We start from the raw sequence: 20,918 nt of genomic DNA on the forward strand, positions 1-20,918 counted from the left end.
TAACTGGGGCGGCTGAGTTTCCTGAAGCCGATACTTTGATTCTCGAGAGCACGTATTTTGGGGAAGAACATGTCCCCCGAAAAGAGACTGAAGAGAGGTTTATCGAATCGATCCTTAGTACTCTGGATAGGGGAGGCACTGCCCTTATCCCTGCCTTTGCAATAGGCAGAACTCAGGAGATACTCATGCTGCTTGATGCCCATGGAATTCAGGCTTATGTAGACGGTATGGGCAGGGATGTATACAAGATCCTTAGAAAATATCCGGAATACCTTAAAACTCCCGAGCTCCTTGATCGGGCTTTCGGACGTGCTATTCCCGTAAAGGATCAGCAGCGGGATTCGGTACTTAAAAAACCTTCAGTCATTGTTACTACAGCCGGGATGCTGAACGGAGGGCCTGTACTCTATTACCTGAGCCGGCTTTACAAAGACCCCAGTTCGAAAGTCCTGCTTACGGGCTACCAGGTAGAAGGCACAAACGGCAGGCTTGCACTTGAGCACAGATTTGTTGAGACCAGAGGAGATATCCTCACTCTCAAACCCAGGGTAGAACAGTATGACTTCTCCGCTCACAGCGGCGATAGCGAACTCAAAAAGGTTGTGAAGGATTTCTGCAGGAAAGGCACTGAAAGGGTCTTTATAATGCATGGTGACAAAACCGAAAGCTTTGCGCAGTGGATTTCGGAAGAAATCGGTGTGGATGCATATGCGCCCGCAAACGGGGAATTATTTGCTTTTTAATAAAGGAAAGAATGATAACAATAATAGCAGCCTTTTTAGCCTGCGAAATGCTTAAACCCGGACGACTCCAATTATCTGGCATGATTCTCAATCCTGAATCCGAAGTGCTTGAAACACTTGCAAAGAGCATACTTCTTGCTGCACGGACTGCCCCGAAAGCTAAAGGTGTAGACGATATAATGACTGCCCTTGTCGAAAAAACTGATATCGAAGTGCTTGCCTCGACAATGGAAAGACTGGCAGATGAAAAGGGTGCAGGCTTTGCTTTTTTGAAAAGGGATGCTGCAAATATTCGAAACGCAGGAGCTGCTGTCCTCATCGGTGTTAAAACCAGCGGGGCTGCAGGTCTAGACTGTGGAGCCTGCGGTTTTGAAACTTGTGCTGAAATGCTGAGCCAGCAGAAAGTAGAGGTAGATTTTAGGGGCCCAAATTGTATGCTTAAATATATAGACCTGGGAATCGCTATAGGGGCAGCCGTTGCAAAAGCTAAGGATTTCTGCATTGACAACAGAGTTATGTACTCAATTGGTGCAGCCACTAGAGTTTCGGGTTTGCTTGACGCAGATGTTGTTTTTGGAATTCCTTTGAGCGTAACCGGGAAAAATATCTTTTTTGATAGGAAATAAGGCTCACATAGAGCTTATTAAAAAAGGTGGGATACCTGCTGTAAAAAGGAAAATTATTCTGGACTGGTATCTCCCGCGTCTGGTCAGATTATTTTTAAAAATATCCGGATGTTTAGAGGGTTCAAGGTTTCTCTAAAACTTAGAGCTCCTCTATCCTCTAAAGTTCAGAATTTTCCTAAATGCAATCAGTTAGAATTTTAGTTTTTTCATCCTTTCAACAGCTTCTTTAATCCTTTCAACCGGTTTTGTGAGGGCAAATCTAATATAGCCTTCTCCCGCTTCTCCAAACCCGACACCAGGGGTTGCAACAATTCCGGCTTCTTCGAGCAGGAGCTTTGCGAAATCTATTGAGGTGAAACCTTTTGGAACAGGCGCCCAAATATAAAAAGTGGCTTTTGGGGGTTTTACTTTAAGGCCCATCGCTGTAAGTCCTTGTATCAGAGCATCCCGTCTCTCCTGATAAATTTTATTTGTATCTTCGACACAGGCCTGGGAAGAACAGAGTGCTGCAATGCCCGCGATCTGGATAGCATCAAAGACGCCTGAGTCCACATTGGATTTGACCTTGCCGAGTCCTTTTATAAGGTCTTTATTTCCGACCGCAAACCCGAGCCTCCAGCCTGTCATGTTATAGGTCTTGGAATGCGAATAGAGTTCCATGCCAATATCCATTGCCCCTTCTGCAGCAAGGAAAGAGGGAGATTCGTACCCGTCGTATGTCATCTGGCAGTAAGCGTTGTCATGCACTGCAATGATGTCGTGCTTCTTGCAGAACTCAACGACTTTTTCAAAAAACCTCATATCCGCAGTTGCAGCCGTTGGGTTGTTCGGGTAATTAAAGAAGAAAAGCTTTGCCTTTTTCAGGACATCCTCAGGAATTGAGTCCAAGTCAGGCAGGAAATCGTTTTCGGCAGTCAGCGGCAGTGGATACGGCTCCCCGCCCGCAAACATTGTTCCTATTTTGTAGACCGGATACCCAGGATCAGTGTAAAGTACGACATCTCCAGGATTGACAAAAGCAAGCGGAATATGTGCAACCGCTTCCTTTGACCCAAGCAGAGCAAGGACTTCAGTTGCAGGGTCAATCTCAATATTCTTGTATTTTTTACACCAGTCTGCCGCCGCTTTTCTGAATTCAGGCATCCCGGCGTAAGAAGGATAATCGTGCGTTTTCGGGTCGCAGACAGCTTCCCGCATAGCCTCGACAATATGCGGGTGTGTCGGCAGGTCAGGGTCTCCCACGCCAAGGTCGATAACATCGACTCCCCTGGCAATTAGTTCGTCCCTTGCTTCATCTATAGTAGCAAAAAGGTATGGGGGTAGTGCATTGATTCGATCAGAGTACATTGATAACGTCACCTGAAGATGATTGGCATGCGTAAGTGAGCATAGTTACGTTATTTGGAATATTAAAAGGTATGGGATGAAGGAAAATTATAAATTGCCGGATGATTTTTTATTTTAAGATACTCTAATTAATTCAAAAGAATTAACTTCTAGTATTTTAATGTGTTTCTGGAAGAATTTGCTGGAATATTGGTGGATAGAATGGCCCATGTATTAGTGTCCTCTACATTTAGGATCTGGAAGAATACCGGAAAAAATTTAGTCTTTTACTGAGATATATGGACCAGTGTGACATATCTATAGAATAATTTGTCGCAAAAGATAAAAAGCCGTTAGATGAGTGTTTAAAGGCTGTAGTCTCTTGAGGTCTATATTAGAGATATATTTGCTTGGAGATATGAGCGTCCCGGTGCAACTTTGATCGTTAATGTACAACTGACGGCCAGGAAATAATTATAAATAAAGAAAAATTAGTGTTACAGGACTTACACGTTTGATGAGTAAAATCAAGCACAAGAGTATTTATTATATTCTTATGGTCAAGACAATTCGAAGTTTAATGTTTTGATTTATTCCTCACCGGTCTTGTAAATCCCGTGAAAAACATTAAACAAGGATAAATGAAATACAAAGAAGGTAATACAAAATGAAAAATAGGGAAAAGTTGTTTTTACTTTTAGCTTCAACAGCCCTTATTTTATCCTTTTCAATTTCTGCTTTATCCGTTGCATCGGCGTCGAGTGACCAGAATGGTCCGGTAATTATTACTCAGACTCAGGTTATGACAAGTAATGGGACAGTAATTAATGAGTCATCGCAGTCCTCTCCTATTGTCTACAGCAGCAAAGTCGTATGTCATTATGACAACAGCACTGATAATGGGAGTGTGGATAGTGTGAATATTTATGCGTCCAACTTCTCGACTTCCAGAAATGTCCAGATTATCCCAAATGAGGCCAATCAGTGGCTGTCAGGTATTCCATTTCTTTCCAGTGAAATAAATCATTTGAAGCCTTTTATCTCAAATGACAGGACTATATGGGACAACTGGTTCAATGGGTTCATGAACAAGGACTTCAATAACGTTTTTGACTCAGACAACTGGTTCAATGACCTTCTGAACGGCGATTTACACATGAATACTCTTGACTCGAACCTTCAGAAAGTTGACTTTTCTGCGTCTCCAACTTCAGGAAATGCGCCACTGAAAGTCGCTTTCACTGATAATAGTACAGGATCGCCAACGTCATGGAATTGGGACTTTGGAGATGGGACGAATTCAACAGAAGAGAATCCTGTACACACGTACAACAGCTCAGGACAATATACAATTACCTTAACAGAGAAAAACGATACCTATTGCGGCACTAAATCCGTATTTGGGTATATTAAAGTCGCATAAAAGAAGTGAATGCCTTAAATTAAAAAACGAAAAGTGAAAAAGCATTGGTGGGTAATATCGGGGGGTTATTTTTCATTTTCTGCACAAACTTATTTTTCCGTACAAATTTACTTTTCTGTACAAGCTTATTTTTTTACATAAACTTCTTATTTAGTAACTTTCTTAACAATTACACTTATGCTCAAATGTTCTGTTCTTTAAATGAAATTTATATTATCCAACCTCATACTCTTATAGCATGGCGTCTTCTTTATTGAGTCCTCTGGCGATGCCTGCAATAGAAGGCATTCGAATTCCAACGAATTTTTACGTAGTTCTTAAAGAACCTGTACCTCTGGCTGGTATGTCTTATCCCTCAACGCGCACCCCATGGGAGAAAATTAGGAATGCAGGTTTCTCGAGTGTTGTCTGCCTCTGTGATTCTGAAGTATCTTATAACCCTTATCCTCTTGAAATTCTCTTTTCTGCAGAATTAGAAGATCTGCATCATGGTAATTCTCCATATGATCCTGACACACTGGAATGGCTTGTAAGAAAGGCAACTAATGTAATATTAGAAGAAATAGACGCAGGAAAAGGCATTGTTGTTCATTGCATGGGAGGTATAGGCAGAACTGGAACAGTTCTTGGGTGTGTGATCAAGGATCTTGGTTTTGAGGCTAATGAGGTGATTAATTATCTGGAAGATATAAACAAGCTCAGAGGCTTCAGAGGATGGCCGGAGACAGAATGGCAGGCGGAAATGGTACGCAAATACTAAAAATCTGGAACTTATATATTTATATGGATTATAAGGAGCGGGGGAAAGTGTTTCTGTTTTACCTAGAGTTTCAGTTCATTTATTTTTCCTATCAATTTAGTAGATTTTGACAGATATTGATAGATATCGATGGTACTTACTTGTAGTATCAAACGTAAGTTTAGCTTCATGATAGCGTTTTTGTTTTTGATCGTTATTAATCTGATACATTTTGATAGATATTGATAGCAAAACTGAAAATAGACAGATAGACTTAACCAAATAAAGCTGACTCATAGCGAGCAATTGAAAAAATAGGATCGTGTCCTCTGATTTTTAGAAAAAGTTTAATGTATAGCTAAGTAACTTAGCTTACTATACACTTGTTTTTATCTTTTCCAGATAATTCTTTTCAGATTATCTTTTTCAGATTATCCTTTTTAGATTATCTTTTCCAGATAATTCTTTTCAGATTATCCTTTTCAGATTATTCTTCCAGACGCTCTCAAATCTGCTTTTATTCAGGCATTGTAGGCGTCATAGAGCTGCCAGATCCATATAATCAGCCATAATAAAAATCCAGTCCCGAAAATATGCAATGTCCCGGTTATAATGAAGGCTATCCAGATGCCCAATGCTTTGAACAGATGTCCCTTTACAAGCTGGCCCAGGCCAGGGAAGAAAAAAGAAAATAAGGCTGGAATTCCGTGTGTTCTGCAATAGTTCATAGAACTTACCTTCTTTAAGTACTTAATAAGAAGATGTATATAAATAGTTTAACATAAAAAGTTCTTTCCCTTCAACATAAAAAGTTCATTTCCTTAAAAATGACTCCCTCTAAAATCAAGTTAAATTCTTTAGTTGAAGCATAAGTCGAATTCGTCAGTTGAATTCAATTTGCTCACTTCTAAACTTCGTCTAATTTTCTGAAAATATATCCCAAAATTAATATATATTATATTATTAAACAATGAGATATATCGCAACTGTAATCCAAAAAAGAATCTAATGTTTAACTTAACGTTTCAGGTTAACTTTCCTGAAAAACGTTGTTTTCAACCTACTAATAGTGGTTGTTCGTTTTAATTTATTATAGGTTGTAGGAAGTTTGATTATGGATAAAGAAGACAATCAAAATTCAATCTGGGACCATATTAAGTCGTTATGGAACTCGTTACCAGAACTTATAAAATTACTTGGTACCTTACTGAGTATAGCTATTGCTCTAAAAGCTCTTTTTCCTGCAGCTGCTCTAGGAATCAGCAATTTTAATGCAAACCCGGGTATTATTGAGCCGGGGGGATCTTCTATTTTGAATTGGGGCGTTTCTGGAGCTGACAATATTACAATAGAGCCTACTATAGGACCTGTAAGTTCGAACGGATCTATTTCTGTATCCCCTTCCGAAACTACGACCTATAAATTGATAGCCACTAGTAAAGGAAATGAAAAAGTAGCGCTCTGTACGATTAAGGTTAATAACGAATCTCAAGAGCCTTTTATCATCAGCTCGTTTGATGCAAGTCCTGACTCCATCACACCCGGTGAGAGTACAGTCCTTAACTGGCACGTTTCCGGGGTTCCAAATGTTACCATAGATCCAGAGATAGGAGTTGTAGAGCCCACCGGAACATTGAATGTGTCTCCTGCCGACACTACGACATACAAACTTACAGCTTCAAATGGCGAGAAAGAAGATGCAGCTTACTGTACCGTTGCAGTTAAGGAAAACGCAACATTTCCCGAAAATGTTTCCGCATCGAATCTTCCGTCTGCGGAAAAAAGCCTGACATCTCAGGAGAGTTCATCGACTCAGGAGAATCAGGCATCGGAAGGGAACTCGATATCGAAAAAGAACTCGACATCTAAAGAGAATCAGGTATCGGAAGATAATCAGGAATCACAAGATGATTCGGCACTTCAGGAGAATCAGGCATCTCAAGAAAGCCTGCCATCTATCAGTTCGTTTAATGCGAATCCGGATGCTATCGGGAAGGGAAAAAGCTCAAGTTTAACCTGGAGTGTCTCTGGAGCCTCGAAAGTCTCGATAGAGCCCGGAATAGGAACCGTAAGTTTAACTGGCAGCCAGCACGTATCCCCCGACAAAACTACAACTTATACCCTGACAGCCACAAACGAGTTCGGAAGCACGGATGCTACCAAAGTCATAATCGTACAGGAGTCTTCTGCATCTCAAAAACCGGTTTCTAAGCCCTCTCGTTCGCCAACTTCAGCGCAAGATCAGTCCTCACCGGCTAATGGGACAGAACTCAATAACTCTGCCTCCGGGACTGAATCCTCCGAGAATGAAACACAATAAAAGATTTAATCTGCGATTAATCTCTAGTCTGCGATAAATATTTAATTTCGATGGATAATTTTCAGTACAAAGAGGAACTTCCATAAAAAGAGAAATTTCCAATAAAAAGAAGAAAATCCGCAAGGAAAAGCCCTGCCAGAACTATGATTTGCAGAAAACCAACCTCAAGCCCTCCGGAATGGAACTCACCTGCCCCTTCAACAATTTATATCAAAATTAAAAACATTCCGTACGAGACTTTTAAAGCACGGCTGAACGAGGGGCTGGTTACTACTGAGCTTGACCAGATTCGATACCGGCTGGAAAGGAGAATCTACTGCTGCGGGGTCTGTTCCAAGCATGTTAATGGATACTGCGTCGTTACAAATCGGAAGGTTGAGGCAGGATGGATTTGCAAGGCTTTTGTGCCAAAAGAAGAATTCATATACCTTGATTCAAGGCCTGGTTCGGAAACATTTCCGGAGTTCAGGTATCTTTCGGAAACCGGACTTCGGAAAAGCTATCTCGAAGGCGAGAGTCCGGAAGAAAGTAGTAACCCGAAAAGTGCAGAGAGCCTCTATGAGGAAGGAGTAATTCTTTACAGGCAGGGCAGGCTCAGGCTTGCACTTGAGGCTTTCGACAGGGTACTCTCTGAAAATCCCAAACATTTTCCAGCCATGTTTCATAAAGGAAATACTCTACTAAAACTCAAACGCTATGAAGAGGCTCTTAAAACGTTTGAAAGTGTCTCTAGGATAAATCCGGATCATCCAGGGCTCTGGACCAATACCGGGTTTGCGCTGGTAAAGCTCGAGCGCCTCAGGCAGGCACTTGAAGCTTTCGAGAGGTCTATTTCCCTGAACCCGGTACAGAAAAATGCCTGGGAGGGGAAGGATGCTGTGCTTGTCCGGATGCGTAAGTGCGAAGAGGAACTGAAGGAATTCGAAAGATCCTTGGAAAGAGATCCTGAGGATGCAGGCATCTGGTTTGAAAAAGGCAAATGTCATTTAAGGCTTGGAGAACTTGAGAAATCTAGAGAAGCTTTTGAAAAAGCCCTTGAGGAAAAACCCGAAAATGCAGAGGCCTGGTATCTTAAAGGAAAAGTACTTTTTGAAATCGGCTCTGAAAAAGCAGCCTTGCATGCTTTTGAAAAGGCAACCCGAAAGAAACCGGACTTTCCTGAAGCCTGGTATGAAAAAGGCAGGGTTTTCCTGAAGCTTGGCAACCCCAAAGGAGCCGAAAATGCTTTTAAGATCGCAGCTGATCTGTGGGAAAGCAAAGGAGCCAAAGCAAAAGCTGAAACCGCTCGTACAAAGGCTAAAAAACCTGACTCTGGAGAAAAATGAATTTTCCAGGCCTTGAAGACTAATAGGAGATCATTTTCCTTATGAATTTTTGCTTCTGGCTCTGTTAGATAAAGAACTTGAGACAATTAAAGGAGGAAAAACTCTTTCCTCTCTTTAATTGGGAAAACTTCTTTCCTCCTTTATTTCGCTAAAAATTATTTGGCTTGTCTGTCTTCTATAAGCTCTTATTCCCAATCCAACTAACAAGTAAAGAATTGTAGGTATAATTCCATTGATTGGTGAAATAAGAATTTCTTTTCCTGCTGCAATGCTGACATAACCCAATATAACTAAGGGATTTATTAGGGAGTCTTCTACCATATGTAGTACAACACCCGGCCAAATTGATTTTGTTACCCTGAAGAGTTCAATAAACATCACTGCCCAACATACCAATGTTACAATAGAAATAGTAAAATATATGGCTCGATTGACAGGTAACACTGCTTGTATCTCTGTTGCGGGTAAAAATACCAGATAATATGGAGCATGCCAGATTCCCCAAAGACCGCCAACAATGAGATATATTTTCCAATCACTAAAATTTAATTTTAGAAGTTGTGAAGTTAGATAACCATGTAAAGGGGCCCCATCAAAAATATCTATAATAAAATTAGTTAGCAGAGTACTGGAAAATATCAAAATAAAAGGTCTGAAATCAAAGGCTGAGAAGTCAATCCATCTTGTTGTAGCTCCGATTATCAGAACGATTGTTGTTACAACAGGAAAAATCAAAGTAGCAATCAAGTACCATTTTATGTTTCCTTTGAAATTCGGATTGAAACCGAAATCTTTCCAGTTGCCCTTTGAGAATATAGTGATTGCAACTGCAGTCAACATGGGCAATACCAACCATATCCCCATTCCAGAAGACTCATTTTTAGGTTGCTCGGGAAGGGAAGAGTCTACAAGAACACCTATCCACCCACTAAGAATAACAAGGACAATAAATACGACAGTATTGCGAATAACTTTTTTATTCATATAACTCTCCACATAGTAAATTTTAATAACCTTTATATAAAAATATGTTAAAACTTATGCTTAATTATGTTATTCTTGTATAATTAATTTGCCCAATATTGTTAAAATTTGCTATGTGCGTCAATAAAAGTTCATTATATCACTTTCACGGAGTTACCTATTCGAAATGAGCGCCGACTTTTTGAATAATATATTTGCTTTCCGTGGTGAAAGTGATAGTAAACTATCAAGCGACTTAATGCTATGTTTACGCTTTAAACTGTAATCTTTTTTAGGATAGATTTCCTTTAAAACTGTATCAACTTTTGTAGTATAATAATTCGTGAAGAACGCTGTAAGCGCTGCTGACTTAAATATAAGTATTAGAAAGTTGTAATATATCTGTTTAATAATTATTGAATTGTTCGTTGGTTATATTGGTTTACCGTTAGATTGCCCTCTCAAGTCCATACTGTGTAAATATTATTAAATTAAATTTCCTAGTTAAAATGGATTTTTTGAACATATAAGAGCCCAAGCACGAGGCTTATACTTAGTACAAACTTGAAGAATAATGAGAAAACCGTGCAAATATAATAAAAAATTATGGCAATAAAAATAGAAAGTTCTTAACTATCACATTGAAATAAGCAATTTTTGCACCAGAATGGGAAAAAGGAGGCTTTTGAAACCTGAGAAAGAGAAAAACGCTTAATATTGTCTTAATTAAAGAGGTTTGACACAATGAAATTTCACGATTTCAAAACATATGTGAAATATGGCTTATTTCTGATATTGATAACTGGTCTGGTAGGTACTGCGCATGCAGATACAAATCAACTTGTGTATTATAACTGGTCTGCAGATACTGGAAACACTATAGTTGACAATTCGGGACACGGAAATAACGGTATAAATAACGGTAGTACAACCTTTATTCTGCCAACCGGACAAATAGGAAGACAGTTCAATGGACAAAACCGAATAACAGTACCTAATAATGAAGAACTTGCATTTACTGATCCACATATAACTTTTGGGGTTTTTTTCCGGTACGATTCAAGCAATCCAACTCGTAATACATACCTGGTTTCTAAAGGAAATACCGCATTCAGGATCAGCATTGACCATACGAATTCCCTGCTTACGTATGAAATTTATGTCGACGGTCAGAACGTTCACAGCTCGAGTACTACTCGCATACAACCTGACAAAGATTATGAAGCTATTGTAACATACGACGGTGCTCATGCTCAACTGTACATCAATGGACTTGCTAATGGAGAAGGCGTGGATTATACGGCGACGTCTTTAGGCCCGAGCTATATCACGGAAGACTGGACGATAGGCTCATCCTCTAATACTGCTTATGGGCTAGACGGGGCAATATATGCTTTTTATGTGTATAACAGGACATTGAGCCCATCCGAAATTTTAGATTTATATGCGAGTGACCTTCGCAGTATAAAGAATTTAAGTAAACCCGGAGGCATTGCTTTATCCTGGGACGATTCAGGGCATATTCAATCATGTTATCAATATTTGCCAATCTTCCAGAAATATAATGCTAAGTGCACTATTAATGTAAATAACATAAATAACAGAAGAGAGGCCGAAACCGAATTAAGAGACCTGAATGCACTGCACTCAGCCGGGTGGGAAGTAGCTTTACACGGGTATAATCACGTAGATTCGGTTAAATTTCTAAATAATAACACCCCTGAAGTGTGGCTGAATCAGGAAATATTCCCGAATATCGTAGAAGTTACCCGTTATGGTTATCCGGTTTGTACCCTAGCATACCCTCATTCAAGTAGAAATGAAGTTTCCGATGCAGCAGTAGCTCCATACTTCCGTACACTCCGAACGAGAACTTCCACAATAGTAAATGGAAATATAAATGAAACAACCCTGGCCTATTACAATTGGGACGATACTCGCCTTCTGTATGGAGTAGAAATCGATGACCAGTCAATTGGTGCCAGCCTGCCGTCTATAGAACATGGTATCAATTACGCAATAAAAACGGGGAGTGTACTTGTGTTATTTGGGCATGCAATAACTCCAAATGTTAACGGGCCATACCAGACTTCGACGTCACGACTGGATTCGATTCTAAATTATACTTACCAGAATGGAGGAGCGTTTTACCGAATGGGAGATCTGGGGGATTCATCTTGGAATCAGGTCCCCAGATTCTCCAAAGTAACTGCAAATTATACGGTTTCCCCAAACAGTTTATTTGCCGGGGAAAGTGTAACGTTTGTGGATCACAGTACCAACCAGGCCACTGAACAGCTTGATTTTGGGGACAATTCGCCTGCGACCAGTACTGCAAATGCTGTTCACATATATACGTCACCAGGAACTTATACGGTTAAGTTAACCGTAGAAAATGAAGTTTCGAGCGATTCAATGATTCAAACAATTACGGTTATCCAGGCGACACCTCCGGTTGCAGATTTCACCAGTAATTGTACAGAAGGACCTCGACCGCTGAGTATAGCATTCACGGATACATCAACTGGACTTCCAAAGTCCTGGTCGTGGAATTTTGGGGACGGAAGCACGTCAGCAGACCAGAATCCGGTACATGTATACTCAAATGATGGAGTTTACAATGTTACGTTGACCGTAGTAAATAGCAAAGGATCAAATTCTATTGAAAAACAAAATTATATAACAGTATCGACAAAACCTCCTTTGTCTAATTTCTGTTCCAACATAACAAGTGGAAATATCCCGTTAACTGTTCAGTTTACTGACACCAGTACAGGGTCTCCAGCCTCATGGAACTGGAATTTTGGAGATGGAACGAGTTCGACTGAGCAGAACCCAACGCATACTTATTTTTCAGCAAGAACCTATGACGTCACCCTGGTAGTAAGCAACGCCGGCGGAAGCACTTCAAAAACGTCTACAATAACTGCATGTGAAAATGGAGGTTCAAGTGGAGGAAGCAGCCACAGCAGCGGGGGTGGCGGGGCAGGCGGTTCCCCTGAGCCTGCAAAGAATGTAAAAGTAAAGGAACTTTCACAGACTTACATACAAAGCGGAAATCCTGTAAAGTTTGATTTTCCAAAGAATGCCACTGCTATTGTTTATTTAAGCTTCGACTCAAAGAAGACGGTAGGCAAGACAACAACGATTGTTGAGATGCTGAAAAACAAATCCACGCTTACGCCGGATGCGCCCGAAGGCGAGGTCTACGATTACCTCAATATCTGGGTTGGAAACGGTGGATATGGAACGGATAAGAACATCGAAAACGCGATTGTATGTTTCAAAGTGGAAAAATCCTGGATCCGGAATAAAGGCATTGACCAGGCTTCAATCACCCTGAACAGGTACAATGAAAAGAAATGGAATAAACTTCCAGCCACCCTGTTCAGGGAAGATAACAAATACATATATTTCACAGCCGAACCCCCGGGATTCTCGCCCTTTGCAATAACAGGTAAGCCTACGGCAAAAGAAAATGTGGTTGAAATACTGCCCGAACCTGAAATCGAAAATCCAGAAAATGTTACTCAAGAAATGGCAGCTGATATTGAACAGACCTCTGAGCAGAAGGAAGAAACTAATAATATGCCTGGATTTGAAGTGATTTACTGTATTATCGGGCTGTTTGGAGCTTCCCGATATAGAAGGAGATAAATACGGTTAGATGGTAGGGAAAAACTATCCCGCTATCTAATTTCTTACTTTTTAGGTTCTTTTGGATTATCAAAGTTCTTTTTTCGGAATATCCCTACTTTGACAGTTTAATAATTATGTTAAAAGGTTGGGTTGAAAAAACGATAAACCAAAGGTAATTTTAAGGAAAGTTTTGTAGGCTGTCAAAATGATTTTGACGAAAAAATGAGGTTTCATAATACACGGAATTCATACTGTCAAATTAGGTTTGATTGAACCTTCAATTGCTTTTCGTAAGTTCTTCTTCGTTTTCCGCCAGTTCTTGTTTTTCATAACGGTTTCGTCTACAAAAATTAGACCTAGCTATATCCTCAAAACTTACCTATATTTCTCTAAAAAATAAGGGGATAAAACTATAGCTCACAAAATCCCTCTGAGAGATCAGAGCACATTACAAATAAGCATGTGTAACATAACGCCGCATCATTCTGTGGCTGTTGAAATAATAGGCTATCATGCCTATGGAGTTGTTGATTAGCTTAACCCAATCATCCTTGCGGTCGTAGTACATGGGGACTATAATATAATACAGCTTATTGTAAAGGTCGCTTAGCTCGGCAGCTTTTGCTTCTTCTTCGGAAAGTTTTTCTTCGGGCTGAGGGCCCATTGCCCAGCCAGTCACGCCTTCAATCCAACCTTCGATCCACCAGCCGTCGAGTACGCTGAGATTCACGACTCCATTATGGGCAGCCTTCATGCCGCTCGTGCCTGAGGCTTCATAGGGGCGGGTTGGTGTATTCAGCCAGAGATCGACTCCGGAAACCATTTTTGCGGCAAGGTCCATATCATAGTTTTCCAGAAAAACAATCTTTATTTCTTCCCTCAAAATTTCAATGTTTTTGAAAATGTCCCTGATCATCTGTTTTCCTGCTTCGTCACGCGGATGAGCTTTGCCTGCAAAAATGAGTTGAATTTTGCCCCTTCTGTTTATTTTTTTGAGCATTTCAAGGTCGGATAGGACCAGGGTTGCCCGTTTGTACGCGGTCATGCGCCGTGCAAAGCCGATTGTCAGAGTCTCGTAGTCCATACCCACGCCTGCCCTTTTGTTAACTTCATCGATAAGGGCTTTTTTTGCGTTCCAGCGGGCTTCCCAGATCTCGCTGTCAGGAATTCCGTCTATCCTTACCAGAAGCTCAGGTTCATTTGCCCAGCCAGGTATGTAGCGGTCGTACAGTTTCCTGAGATAAGGAGAAGTCCAGGTATATGAATGGACGCCGTTTGTGATCGCCTGGATTTTGTAGCCCGGAAAGAGCTCACTTGAGATCAGGCTGTGCCTCTTTGTGACTCCATTGACATAGTTCGACAGGTTAAGGGCAAAAAGGCTTGTATTAAAGCGTTCGGCTCCCCCGAATCTTCTGAGGATATCCACACTATTTTTGTCCTGGATAAGGTCTTCTACAAGCCCGTAATCAAATTTATCATGCCCTGCTTCCACAGGAGTATGCGTAGTAAAAATACAGAGCTCCTTGACTTTCACAGGATCAATGCCGTTACGCCTCAGGAGTTCCAGACCGAGCAGGCTTGAGTGTCCTTCGTTCATATGGTACTTTCTAATCTTGAAGCCCAGCGCATCAAGCATTCTTACTCCCCCTATCCCAAGTACTATTTCCTGGTTGAGCCTGTAGCGCTGGTCTCCCCCATAGAGAAAATCCGTAATTCTGCGATCTTCCCAGTCATTTCCCTCGACGTCGGTATCAAGGAAAATAATGGGTACACAGCCTCCTGTAAGGCTTTTACAATTATACAGCCATGCTCTGATTTTAACGTCCCGGTTCTGAATTTTTACGCTTACCTCCTCTGCGAGAAGCGTCATAAAACGGGCAGGATTCCATTCTTCGGTGTGCTCAACCTGGTTTCCGGAAGAGTCAAGAATTTGCCTGAAATAACCTTTGTTGCTTACCAGTGTTACTGCTACCAGCGGAATATTCAGGTCCGCTGCCGAGCGAATAGTATCCCCTGCAAGTATGCCCAGCCCTCCGGCATAAGTCGGGATTTCACTATTGAGCCCTATTTCCATAGAAAAGTAAGCAATCTTCTGTCCTTTCAATACTCCCTGAAGATCGTCCATATTCTCAAACTCGCCTCTTTTTATTTTTTGTAGAAATGTATCAAAAAATATGTTATCGGTTATATATCAAATTGACCTTGGAAATTCATTTATAAATAGGATTTATACCTCAGGCAGAGAAAATCGAGGATTTTTACAAACGTAAAAACGTGTCTAGAAATAGAATGGCTATTAACTAAACTGGCTATTAATCTCAATAATGTATATATATTTTTCCCCTATATTTTCTCATACCTGTGTATTCCTTTTCATAGGGTCTTTATATAGATTCTAACTTTCAAGTCTCTGCATTCTGATGCATTTCGAAACTTAAATCACAAGCTTTTTAATTTATTGCGTACTTTTATGTTTGCGAAGCAAAAAATGTAAATATGGGAAATTTATACAGAGCTTCCTGTAAGAGATTTTTAATCTATGGAGAATGAGATGTCCAAAGTGGTTTCGAACTCGGCTAAGAATTGGAGTGGCAGGCAGAAAGCCTGTAAATACCTGAATGAAGCAGCTTTATGCAACGCTTTAGAGATGGCAAAGGAACTGATCTCGGTAATAAATAAAGTTCCTGTAACGGTTTTCCTCTGGAGGCCGGAGAAGTACTGGCCTGCCGAGTTTGTCTCAGAAAACATAACGAAATTCGGATACACCGTAGAAGAGTTTACATCCGGAAAAATCATGTACGGCAATATCGTACATCCTGACGACCTGGAAAGAGTGGAAAGGGAACTCTTAAGAAGGATAGAAGAAGATTATGTTGACTTTTCCCAGGAGTACCGAATCCTGACGAAATCAGGCGAAGTACGCTGGGTTGATGAAAGGACTTTCATTGAAGCCGATGAAAATGGGATTGTAAAGTACCTTAAGGGAATAGTCCTGGATATTACTGAGCGGAAAAGGAAAGAAAAACTACTCTATATTCAGAGAGACCTTGGCATTGCACTCAGCACGTCCAGTTCCCTGAATGAGACCCTTGAGAAGTTGCTGGATTCATGCCTTCAAATAGATGAAATCAATGCCGGAGGCATTTATCTTATCGATGAGGAAACAGGAGATATGAAACTCGCCATTCACCACGGTTTTTCCCCTAATTTTGTTGAGCATGCCTCCTATTATAATGGGAATTCCCCAAATACTAAACTTGTTATGATAGGGCAGCCGGTTTATAAACAGCATATAGATCTTCTTCTAACGTCAAGAGATGACGCACTCAGGCATGAAAATCTCAGAGCTACCGCAATTATCCCTGTAAAATCAGAAAAAAAGGTTATCGCAGCATTTTATCTTGCTTCGAGCCTTGAATTCGAGATTCCGGATAGTGTGCGCACTGTCATCGAAACCATTGCAACGCAATTCGGAGTCTTCATCTCTCATATCCGCCTGGAAGAAAAATTAAAAGAATGTAGAAAGAAGAACAAGTCTTAAATAAGAGTTATCTTTTGCTCTTTCAATCCTTTTTAATTCTTCTCAATTCTTTTTAATTTCTTTTGGTCTGTGTTTAACTTTTATTGGTCCTTCTTTAACTCTCTCAGTCCTTTATTAGCTCTGTCAGTTCTTTTCCACTATCACTTTGGTATGTTTCCGGAAAAATCACGTAGCTATAACATTAAAGTTTTCACTGACTGCAGATAAAAGTAAAATTTATAAATTTTGTCCCTCTAAACTGTATGGGGGAAAGACAAAACAAATGGAATTTTCCCTTTTTTATATTACAAAATTATAAATTTGTTACAAGATTTAAAATTTATTTTAGAATTGTGAACTGTATCAGGATTGGAAAATCATATCACGGGATTAGAAAGACTGTACTGAATTTACAGTATTCTGGCAGACCCGATGTAAAAGTCCAATCAAACGAGATTTTAGCTGAAAGTATAAATTTTGGTGGGGACTATGGCAAAAGAACTTAAAGATAAGATTTATGAGTACCTTTCAAATCATTACTACCTGAACCTTGCAACTGTAAGCCCGCAGGGCAGGCCAATGGCCCATACAATGGCATATGTATCCGAAGGCGCTGTTGTATATATGGCAACCAATAAAAACACCCGGAAAGTCCAGAATATTATGCAGAATCCTTATGTAGCATATACTGTCGACGAGGATGATCCAGACTGGTTTGAGATGAAGGCCCTTCAGATTGAAGGCAAGGCATCAATAATTACTGATGAGAAAAAATTGCGAGAAATTGGGGAAATACTGGTAGCAAAATTTCCGATTGCCGCAGATATGCCCCCAGACCCGGATAGTATCATGATAAAAATTGAGCCAGAAGTTATCTATTATCTCGATTACAGCGTTAAGTTCGGGTATAGGGAGCAGGTCAGTTTCTGAAGACAGGATAACTATCTAAAAAGTAAGGTAAAAAAGGAATGAAAGAAGCAAATAAAAGTGATCTTTAAGTCAACACGAATTTTAAATCAACATAAGCTTTGCTTCTATTCCTGATTTCTATTTCAGACTCCTAATGGAATCAGTACTTTATCAATTCCGTGTATTACTCCATTACCTGCAATGATATCAGGCTCTATAACAGTTGCATTTCCTACCATTGTCGCTCCGTCAGTTATGGTATTCACAGCGAGCTTTTCGGTCTCCAGGGAAGTCAGAGAATTCATGTTTTTAAGATCTGAAGCCCTGTATTCTCCATCGATCACATGATAGGTCAGCACACGGTTCAGCCTCTCTTTATCATTACGAAGGTCGTCAAGCGTGCCTTCTGGAAGGCTCTCAAAAGCTATGTCAGTAGGAGCGAAAACAGTATAAAGCCTTCCTCCATTAAGAGTGTCTTCAAGCCCTGCATCCCTCGCAAGTGAAGAAAAGGTAGTATATCCTGCTCCTTCCGCAATCTGAAGAATTGTTTGATTATTATTCAAGGTCTGGTTCTCAGAAGAAGTTTCATTGCCCTGGCCCGAATTCTCTTCACCCAGTATTCCCTGGCTCGAATTCTCTTCACCCGGGATTATGACTTCTTTCCCTCCAACCAGGGAGGTTTCTTCCTGATTAAGCATTGATCCTTCCCGAGCATCTCCGTCTGCCGGTTCTGTAACTTTTTCAGTTACATTAGAAGTAGCACCTTCTACAGGAGTTATCTTTTCTTCGTCCCCAGTGCCTGTCTTATTGTCCTGAATATTTTCCGCACAGCCGGAAATAAATATTACTGCTAAAAGTAAAACTACAAGAATTCCAAATTTCCTAATATCTTTTCCCCCCAAATATATATTTAAAAGATATACTTTATAATTAAATTTTCACATCACAATACATGTTCTTTTGATATAATCTTATCTATATTTGCAGAAGACTTCTGTTAAAAAGACAGCAAGGTCGCTCAAAAGTTAACTCTCATTTACTTTGATTCCCACTACCCAAATGCAAAAACGGTTTGAATTTTGAGACAGGCTCTAAACTTGGTTATTCTTTTAACTAGATAGTTAATTATAGAGTTTCAATACAGTTTCTAAAACGTTACGAATCTCAGGTAAAGTTGATTTTAGGGTGGATTCGTTATTAAAGAATACTGATTTATACGCGTTGTATAATCATATACTATGGTGTATATAGGATGACAATCGTCTATCATGATATCAAACCATGGGGAAGGTCTTTCAACGAATATGTCAGAATGTTTAACTTAACACCTGACGATCTCGAGCGAAAGCTCTTGGGTTGTGGAGACGGACCTGCAAGCTTCAATGCAGAGCTAACAGAACGAGGCGGAAATATCATATCAGTTGATCCTGTTTACTTTTTCAGTGCTGATCAGATTAGACAGAGAATTTATGAAACCTATAATGACATTATTGATTAGACCCAGAAAAACCAGGATAAATTTATCTGGCAATAAATTGGCTCAGTTGAAGAACTCGAAAGAATAAGGATGTCAGCTATGGAGAAATTTCTGAAAGATTTTCAGGAGGCGTGATGTAAAAAAGATATATACCGGGTAAACTGCCCTTTCTGCCTTTTAGTGACAAAGAGTTTGATCTGGCACTGTGCTCGCATTTGTTATTTATCTATACAGATAACCTGTCACTGGAATTTCATTTGAAATCGATAGAGGAATTGTGCAGGGTTTCAAATGAGGTAAGAATATTTCCATTACTGGACGTAGACGCCTACCGATCATCATACGTTGAGCCTATAATTGACTTTTTAAGGGCAAGAAACCGAGATGTAAAGGGAATAAAGATAGCATATGAATTCCAAAAGGGTGGAAGCACGATGCTAAGAATTTGTTGAAACATTATGAAACAACAGGTTTTAACTTAATTCTGCTCCTAGATTCCTTATACTATCGTTGAGACTCTATTTTTCCTTTTTTTACTTAAAAACCCGAGTTAACCTTTTTCCTGGAAGGTTATTAAAATACACAAATCCGACCTTCAATACACAATTCTGACGCTTAAATATATAAATTTATACTGCAACCATCTTGATGGTGATTACCATGGTAAAATTAAACGAAGAAATGAAAATTGCTTTTTCAAAGGTGAAGATCTTTCCCGTAGCTACAGCCTCAAAAGAAGGAGTTCCGAATGTAGTGCCTATAGGATTCTGCCAGCTTGTAGATGATGAAACAATCTGGATTTCCGATAATTTCATGGCCAAATCCCTGGCAAACCTTAAGGAAAATCCAAATGTGGCAATCTATGTATGGGGACCAGACACTGGCGGCTGCTTCCAGATAAAAGGTAAAGCTGAAATTCTCAGTTCCGGAGAAAAATTTGAAAAAATGAAAGCAATTGTGCATGCAGCAAAGCCTGGACTTCCTGCAAAGAACCTTATAGAAGTAAGGATTATCGGCGTATTCCAGTGCGCTCCAGGCCCTGAAGCAGGAAAGAAGTTACTCTAATCAAATTTAACCATACTGTATCAGCATAGCATCTGGATAAGCACCCATAAGTATCCGGATAAGAATAAATTATGGTTGAGAGTGTCGAAATGGTTGAAAATAAGGAAAATGCCCCTGTTTTTTGTGAAAAGTTCTGTATAGTCTGCAAGGGTGCAAGAGAGGGAAACAAAATTTGCAAAGCTATCCAGAAAATCGAATTGAAAATCTTCGGGAAAAACGGCTGCATCTGGGGAGCTGCAAGGACAAAATATTACGGAGTCACTCCTGATAAAAAACTCCCTGAAAATTCAAGAAAGAATAAACAAAAACCGAATGGTAGAAAGAAATAATGAACAGGGAATAAAACCCAATGCTATAAAGGGGTATAATATATTTAATCTCTTATAGTAGCAAATTCAGAGAATAGGTACCTAAAAATCAAATAAGAGTAATTGAACGGAATTGAGAACAGACAGGTATCTATTCTTTCCTGTTCACACTTACTCTCTTTTGTTTTTCCAGAATTCCTTTATTAGTGTTGCTTTTTATCTGTAAATAACAGTAAATTTTTTATATTATTCTCATGAGCAAATTTGTCAATACCTTGGATTTTACCGTATCTGTAAATAAAGATCTACGAAGAGAGATCTCAGATATAAAAACTTACCAGAAAGGATACCGGAAATAAAGATTTATCAGAATGGATTCCAGAAATAAATTTACGGAAAAGGACATCCGAATTATGCCTGTACTGGGCTTCTAAATTTTTGTTCAAAGCACTTCTTTTCTATTTTGACTGAACTTTATTTTATTCTCTCGTTAGGGGTATATGACCTAGACATTTATAGTCTTCAACGCAACTTA

18 protein-coding genes are annotated in these 20,918 nt (G+C 39.8%); 13 read left to right on the forward strand and 5 right to left on the reverse strand.

The annotated features are described in order from the left end of the window. On the forward strand, positions 1-743 hold a 743-nt coding region (locus BP621_RS02410), incomplete at its 5' end, for an MBL fold metallo-hydrolase (protein WP_292387766.1). A gap of 80 nt (positions 744-823) precedes the next feature. Then, positions 824-1,369, forward strand: coding sequence for a ferredoxin domain-containing protein (locus BP621_RS02415; RefSeq protein ID WP_292387781.1), 546 nt, complete (start codon positions 824-826; stop codon positions 1,367-1,369). Between the two features lie 189 nt (positions 1,370-1,558). Here the strand turns inward: BP621_RS02415 and BP621_RS02420 are convergent, their stop codons facing one another. Continuing rightward, positions 1,559-2,716 (reverse strand): LL-diaminopimelate aminotransferase, encoded by a 1,158-nt coding sequence (locus tag BP621_RS02420; RefSeq protein ID WP_292387767.1) that lies wholly within the window; start codon positions 2,714-2,716, stop codon positions 1,559-1,561. Positions 2,717-3,362: 646 nt separating this feature from the next. Between BP621_RS02420 and BP621_RS17035 the strand changes: the two genes are divergently transcribed. After that, positions 3,363-4,118, forward strand: coding sequence for a PKD domain-containing protein (locus BP621_RS17035; RefSeq protein ID WP_349682039.1), 756 nt, complete (start codon positions 3,363-3,365; stop codon positions 4,116-4,118). 238 nt (positions 4,119-4,356) lie between these two features. Further along, positions 4,357-4,878: a protein-tyrosine phosphatase family protein gene (locus tag BP621_RS02430; RefSeq protein ID WP_292387768.1), complete on the forward strand. Its 522-nt coding sequence runs from the start codon at positions 4,357-4,359 to the stop codon at positions 4,876-4,878. Positions 4,879-5,378: 500 nt separating this feature from the next. On the opposite strand, the gene BP621_RS02435 is transcribed toward BP621_RS02430, so the two are convergent. Beyond that, entirely contained in the window at positions 5,379-5,585 is a 207-nt protein-coding gene (locus tag BP621_RS02435; RefSeq protein ID WP_292387769.1) for a hypothetical protein, read from the reverse strand. Between the two features lie 386 nt (positions 5,586-5,971). On the opposite strand from BP621_RS02435, the gene BP621_RS02440 reads away from it, so the two are divergent. Continuing rightward, on the forward strand, positions 5,972-7,177 hold the full coding sequence (locus BP621_RS02440) for a hypothetical protein (protein ID WP_292387770.1): 1,206 nt from the start codon (positions 5,972-5,974) through the stop codon (positions 7,175-7,177). A gap of 143 nt (positions 7,178-7,320) precedes the next feature. Beyond that, a complete protein-coding gene (locus tag BP621_RS02445; RefSeq protein WP_292387771.1) occupies positions 7,321-8,502 on the forward strand; it encodes a tetratricopeptide repeat protein in 1,182 nt (393 codons plus the stop codon). A gap of 114 nt (positions 8,503-8,616) precedes the next feature. Here the strand turns inward: BP621_RS02445 and BP621_RS02450 are convergent, their stop codons facing one another. Continuing rightward, the gene (locus tag BP621_RS02450; protein ID WP_292387772.1) at positions 8,617-9,486 is read right to left on the reverse strand and encodes a type II CAAX prenyl endopeptidase Rce1 family protein; all 870 of its coding nucleotides are present in this window, start codon (positions 9,484-9,486) and stop codon (positions 8,617-8,619) included. Positions 9,487-10,209: 723 nt separating this feature from the next. Between BP621_RS02450 and BP621_RS02455 the strand changes: the two genes are divergently transcribed. Beyond that, the gene (locus tag BP621_RS02455) at positions 10,210-13,122 is read left to right on the forward strand and encodes a PGF-pre-PGF domain-containing protein (protein ID WP_292387773.1); all 2,913 of its coding nucleotides are present in this window, start codon (positions 10,210-10,212) and stop codon (positions 13,120-13,122) included. A gap of 430 nt (positions 13,123-13,552) precedes the next feature. Here BP621_RS02455 and glgP read toward each other — a convergent pair whose 3' ends face one another. Beyond that, on the reverse strand, positions 13,553-15,229 hold the full coding sequence (gene glgP / locus BP621_RS02460; protein WP_292387774.1) for an alpha-glucan family phosphorylase: 1,677 nt from the start codon (positions 15,227-15,229) through the stop codon (positions 13,553-13,555). Positions 15,230-15,655: 426 nt separating this feature from the next. Between glgP and BP621_RS02465 the strand changes: the two genes are divergently transcribed. The 3 genes from BP621_RS02465 (at position 15,656) to BP621_RS02475 (ending at position 17,554) form a co-directional block, all read left to right on the forward strand. Then, entirely contained in the window at positions 15,656-16,645 is a 990-nt protein-coding gene (locus tag BP621_RS02465; RefSeq protein WP_292387775.1) for a GAF domain-containing protein, read from the forward strand. A 242-nt stretch (positions 16,646-16,887) separates the two neighbouring features. Further along, on the forward strand, positions 16,888-17,130 hold the full coding sequence (locus BP621_RS02470; RefSeq protein ID WP_292387776.1) for a hypothetical protein: 243 nt from the start codon (positions 16,888-16,890) through the stop codon (positions 17,128-17,130). After that, the gene (locus BP621_RS02475) at positions 17,114-17,554 is read left to right on the forward strand and encodes a pyridoxamine 5'-phosphate oxidase family protein (protein WP_292387777.1); all 441 of its coding nucleotides are present in this window, start codon (positions 17,114-17,116) and stop codon (positions 17,552-17,554) included. The genes BP621_RS02470 and BP621_RS02475 overlap by 17 nt, the downstream gene beginning before the upstream one ends. Before the next feature lie 122 nt (positions 17,555-17,676). Here the strand turns inward: BP621_RS02475 and BP621_RS02480 are convergent, their stop codons facing one another. Then, on the reverse strand, positions 17,677-18,435 hold the full coding sequence (locus BP621_RS02480; RefSeq protein WP_292387778.1) for a fasciclin domain-containing protein: 759 nt from the start codon (positions 18,433-18,435) through the stop codon (positions 17,677-17,679). Between the two features lie 350 nt (positions 18,436-18,785). Here BP621_RS02480 and BP621_RS02485 point away from each other — a divergent pair, with 350 nt between their 5' ends. The 3 genes from BP621_RS02485 (at position 18,786) to BP621_RS02495 (ending at position 20,404) form a co-directional block, all read left to right on the forward strand. Then, positions 18,786-19,031, forward strand: coding sequence for a hypothetical protein (locus BP621_RS02485; RefSeq protein ID WP_292387779.1), 246 nt, complete (start codon positions 18,786-18,788; stop codon positions 19,029-19,031). A gap of 639 nt (positions 19,032-19,670) precedes the next feature. After that, on the forward strand, positions 19,671-20,075 hold the full coding sequence (locus tag BP621_RS02490) for a pyridoxamine 5'-phosphate oxidase family protein (protein WP_292387780.1): 405 nt from the start codon (positions 19,671-19,673) through the stop codon (positions 20,073-20,075). A gap of 89 nt (positions 20,076-20,164) precedes the next feature. Continuing rightward, positions 20,165-20,404, forward strand: coding sequence for a hypothetical protein (locus BP621_RS02495; RefSeq protein ID WP_292387782.1), 240 nt, complete (start codon positions 20,165-20,167; stop codon positions 20,402-20,404). Positions 20,405-20,918 lie beyond the last annotated feature (514 nt).

It is taken from the genome of Methanosarcina sp. UBA5 (genome assembly GCF_002505485.1).
GTDB lineage: Archaea > Halobacteriota > Methanosarcinia > Methanosarcinales > Methanosarcinaceae > Methanosarcina.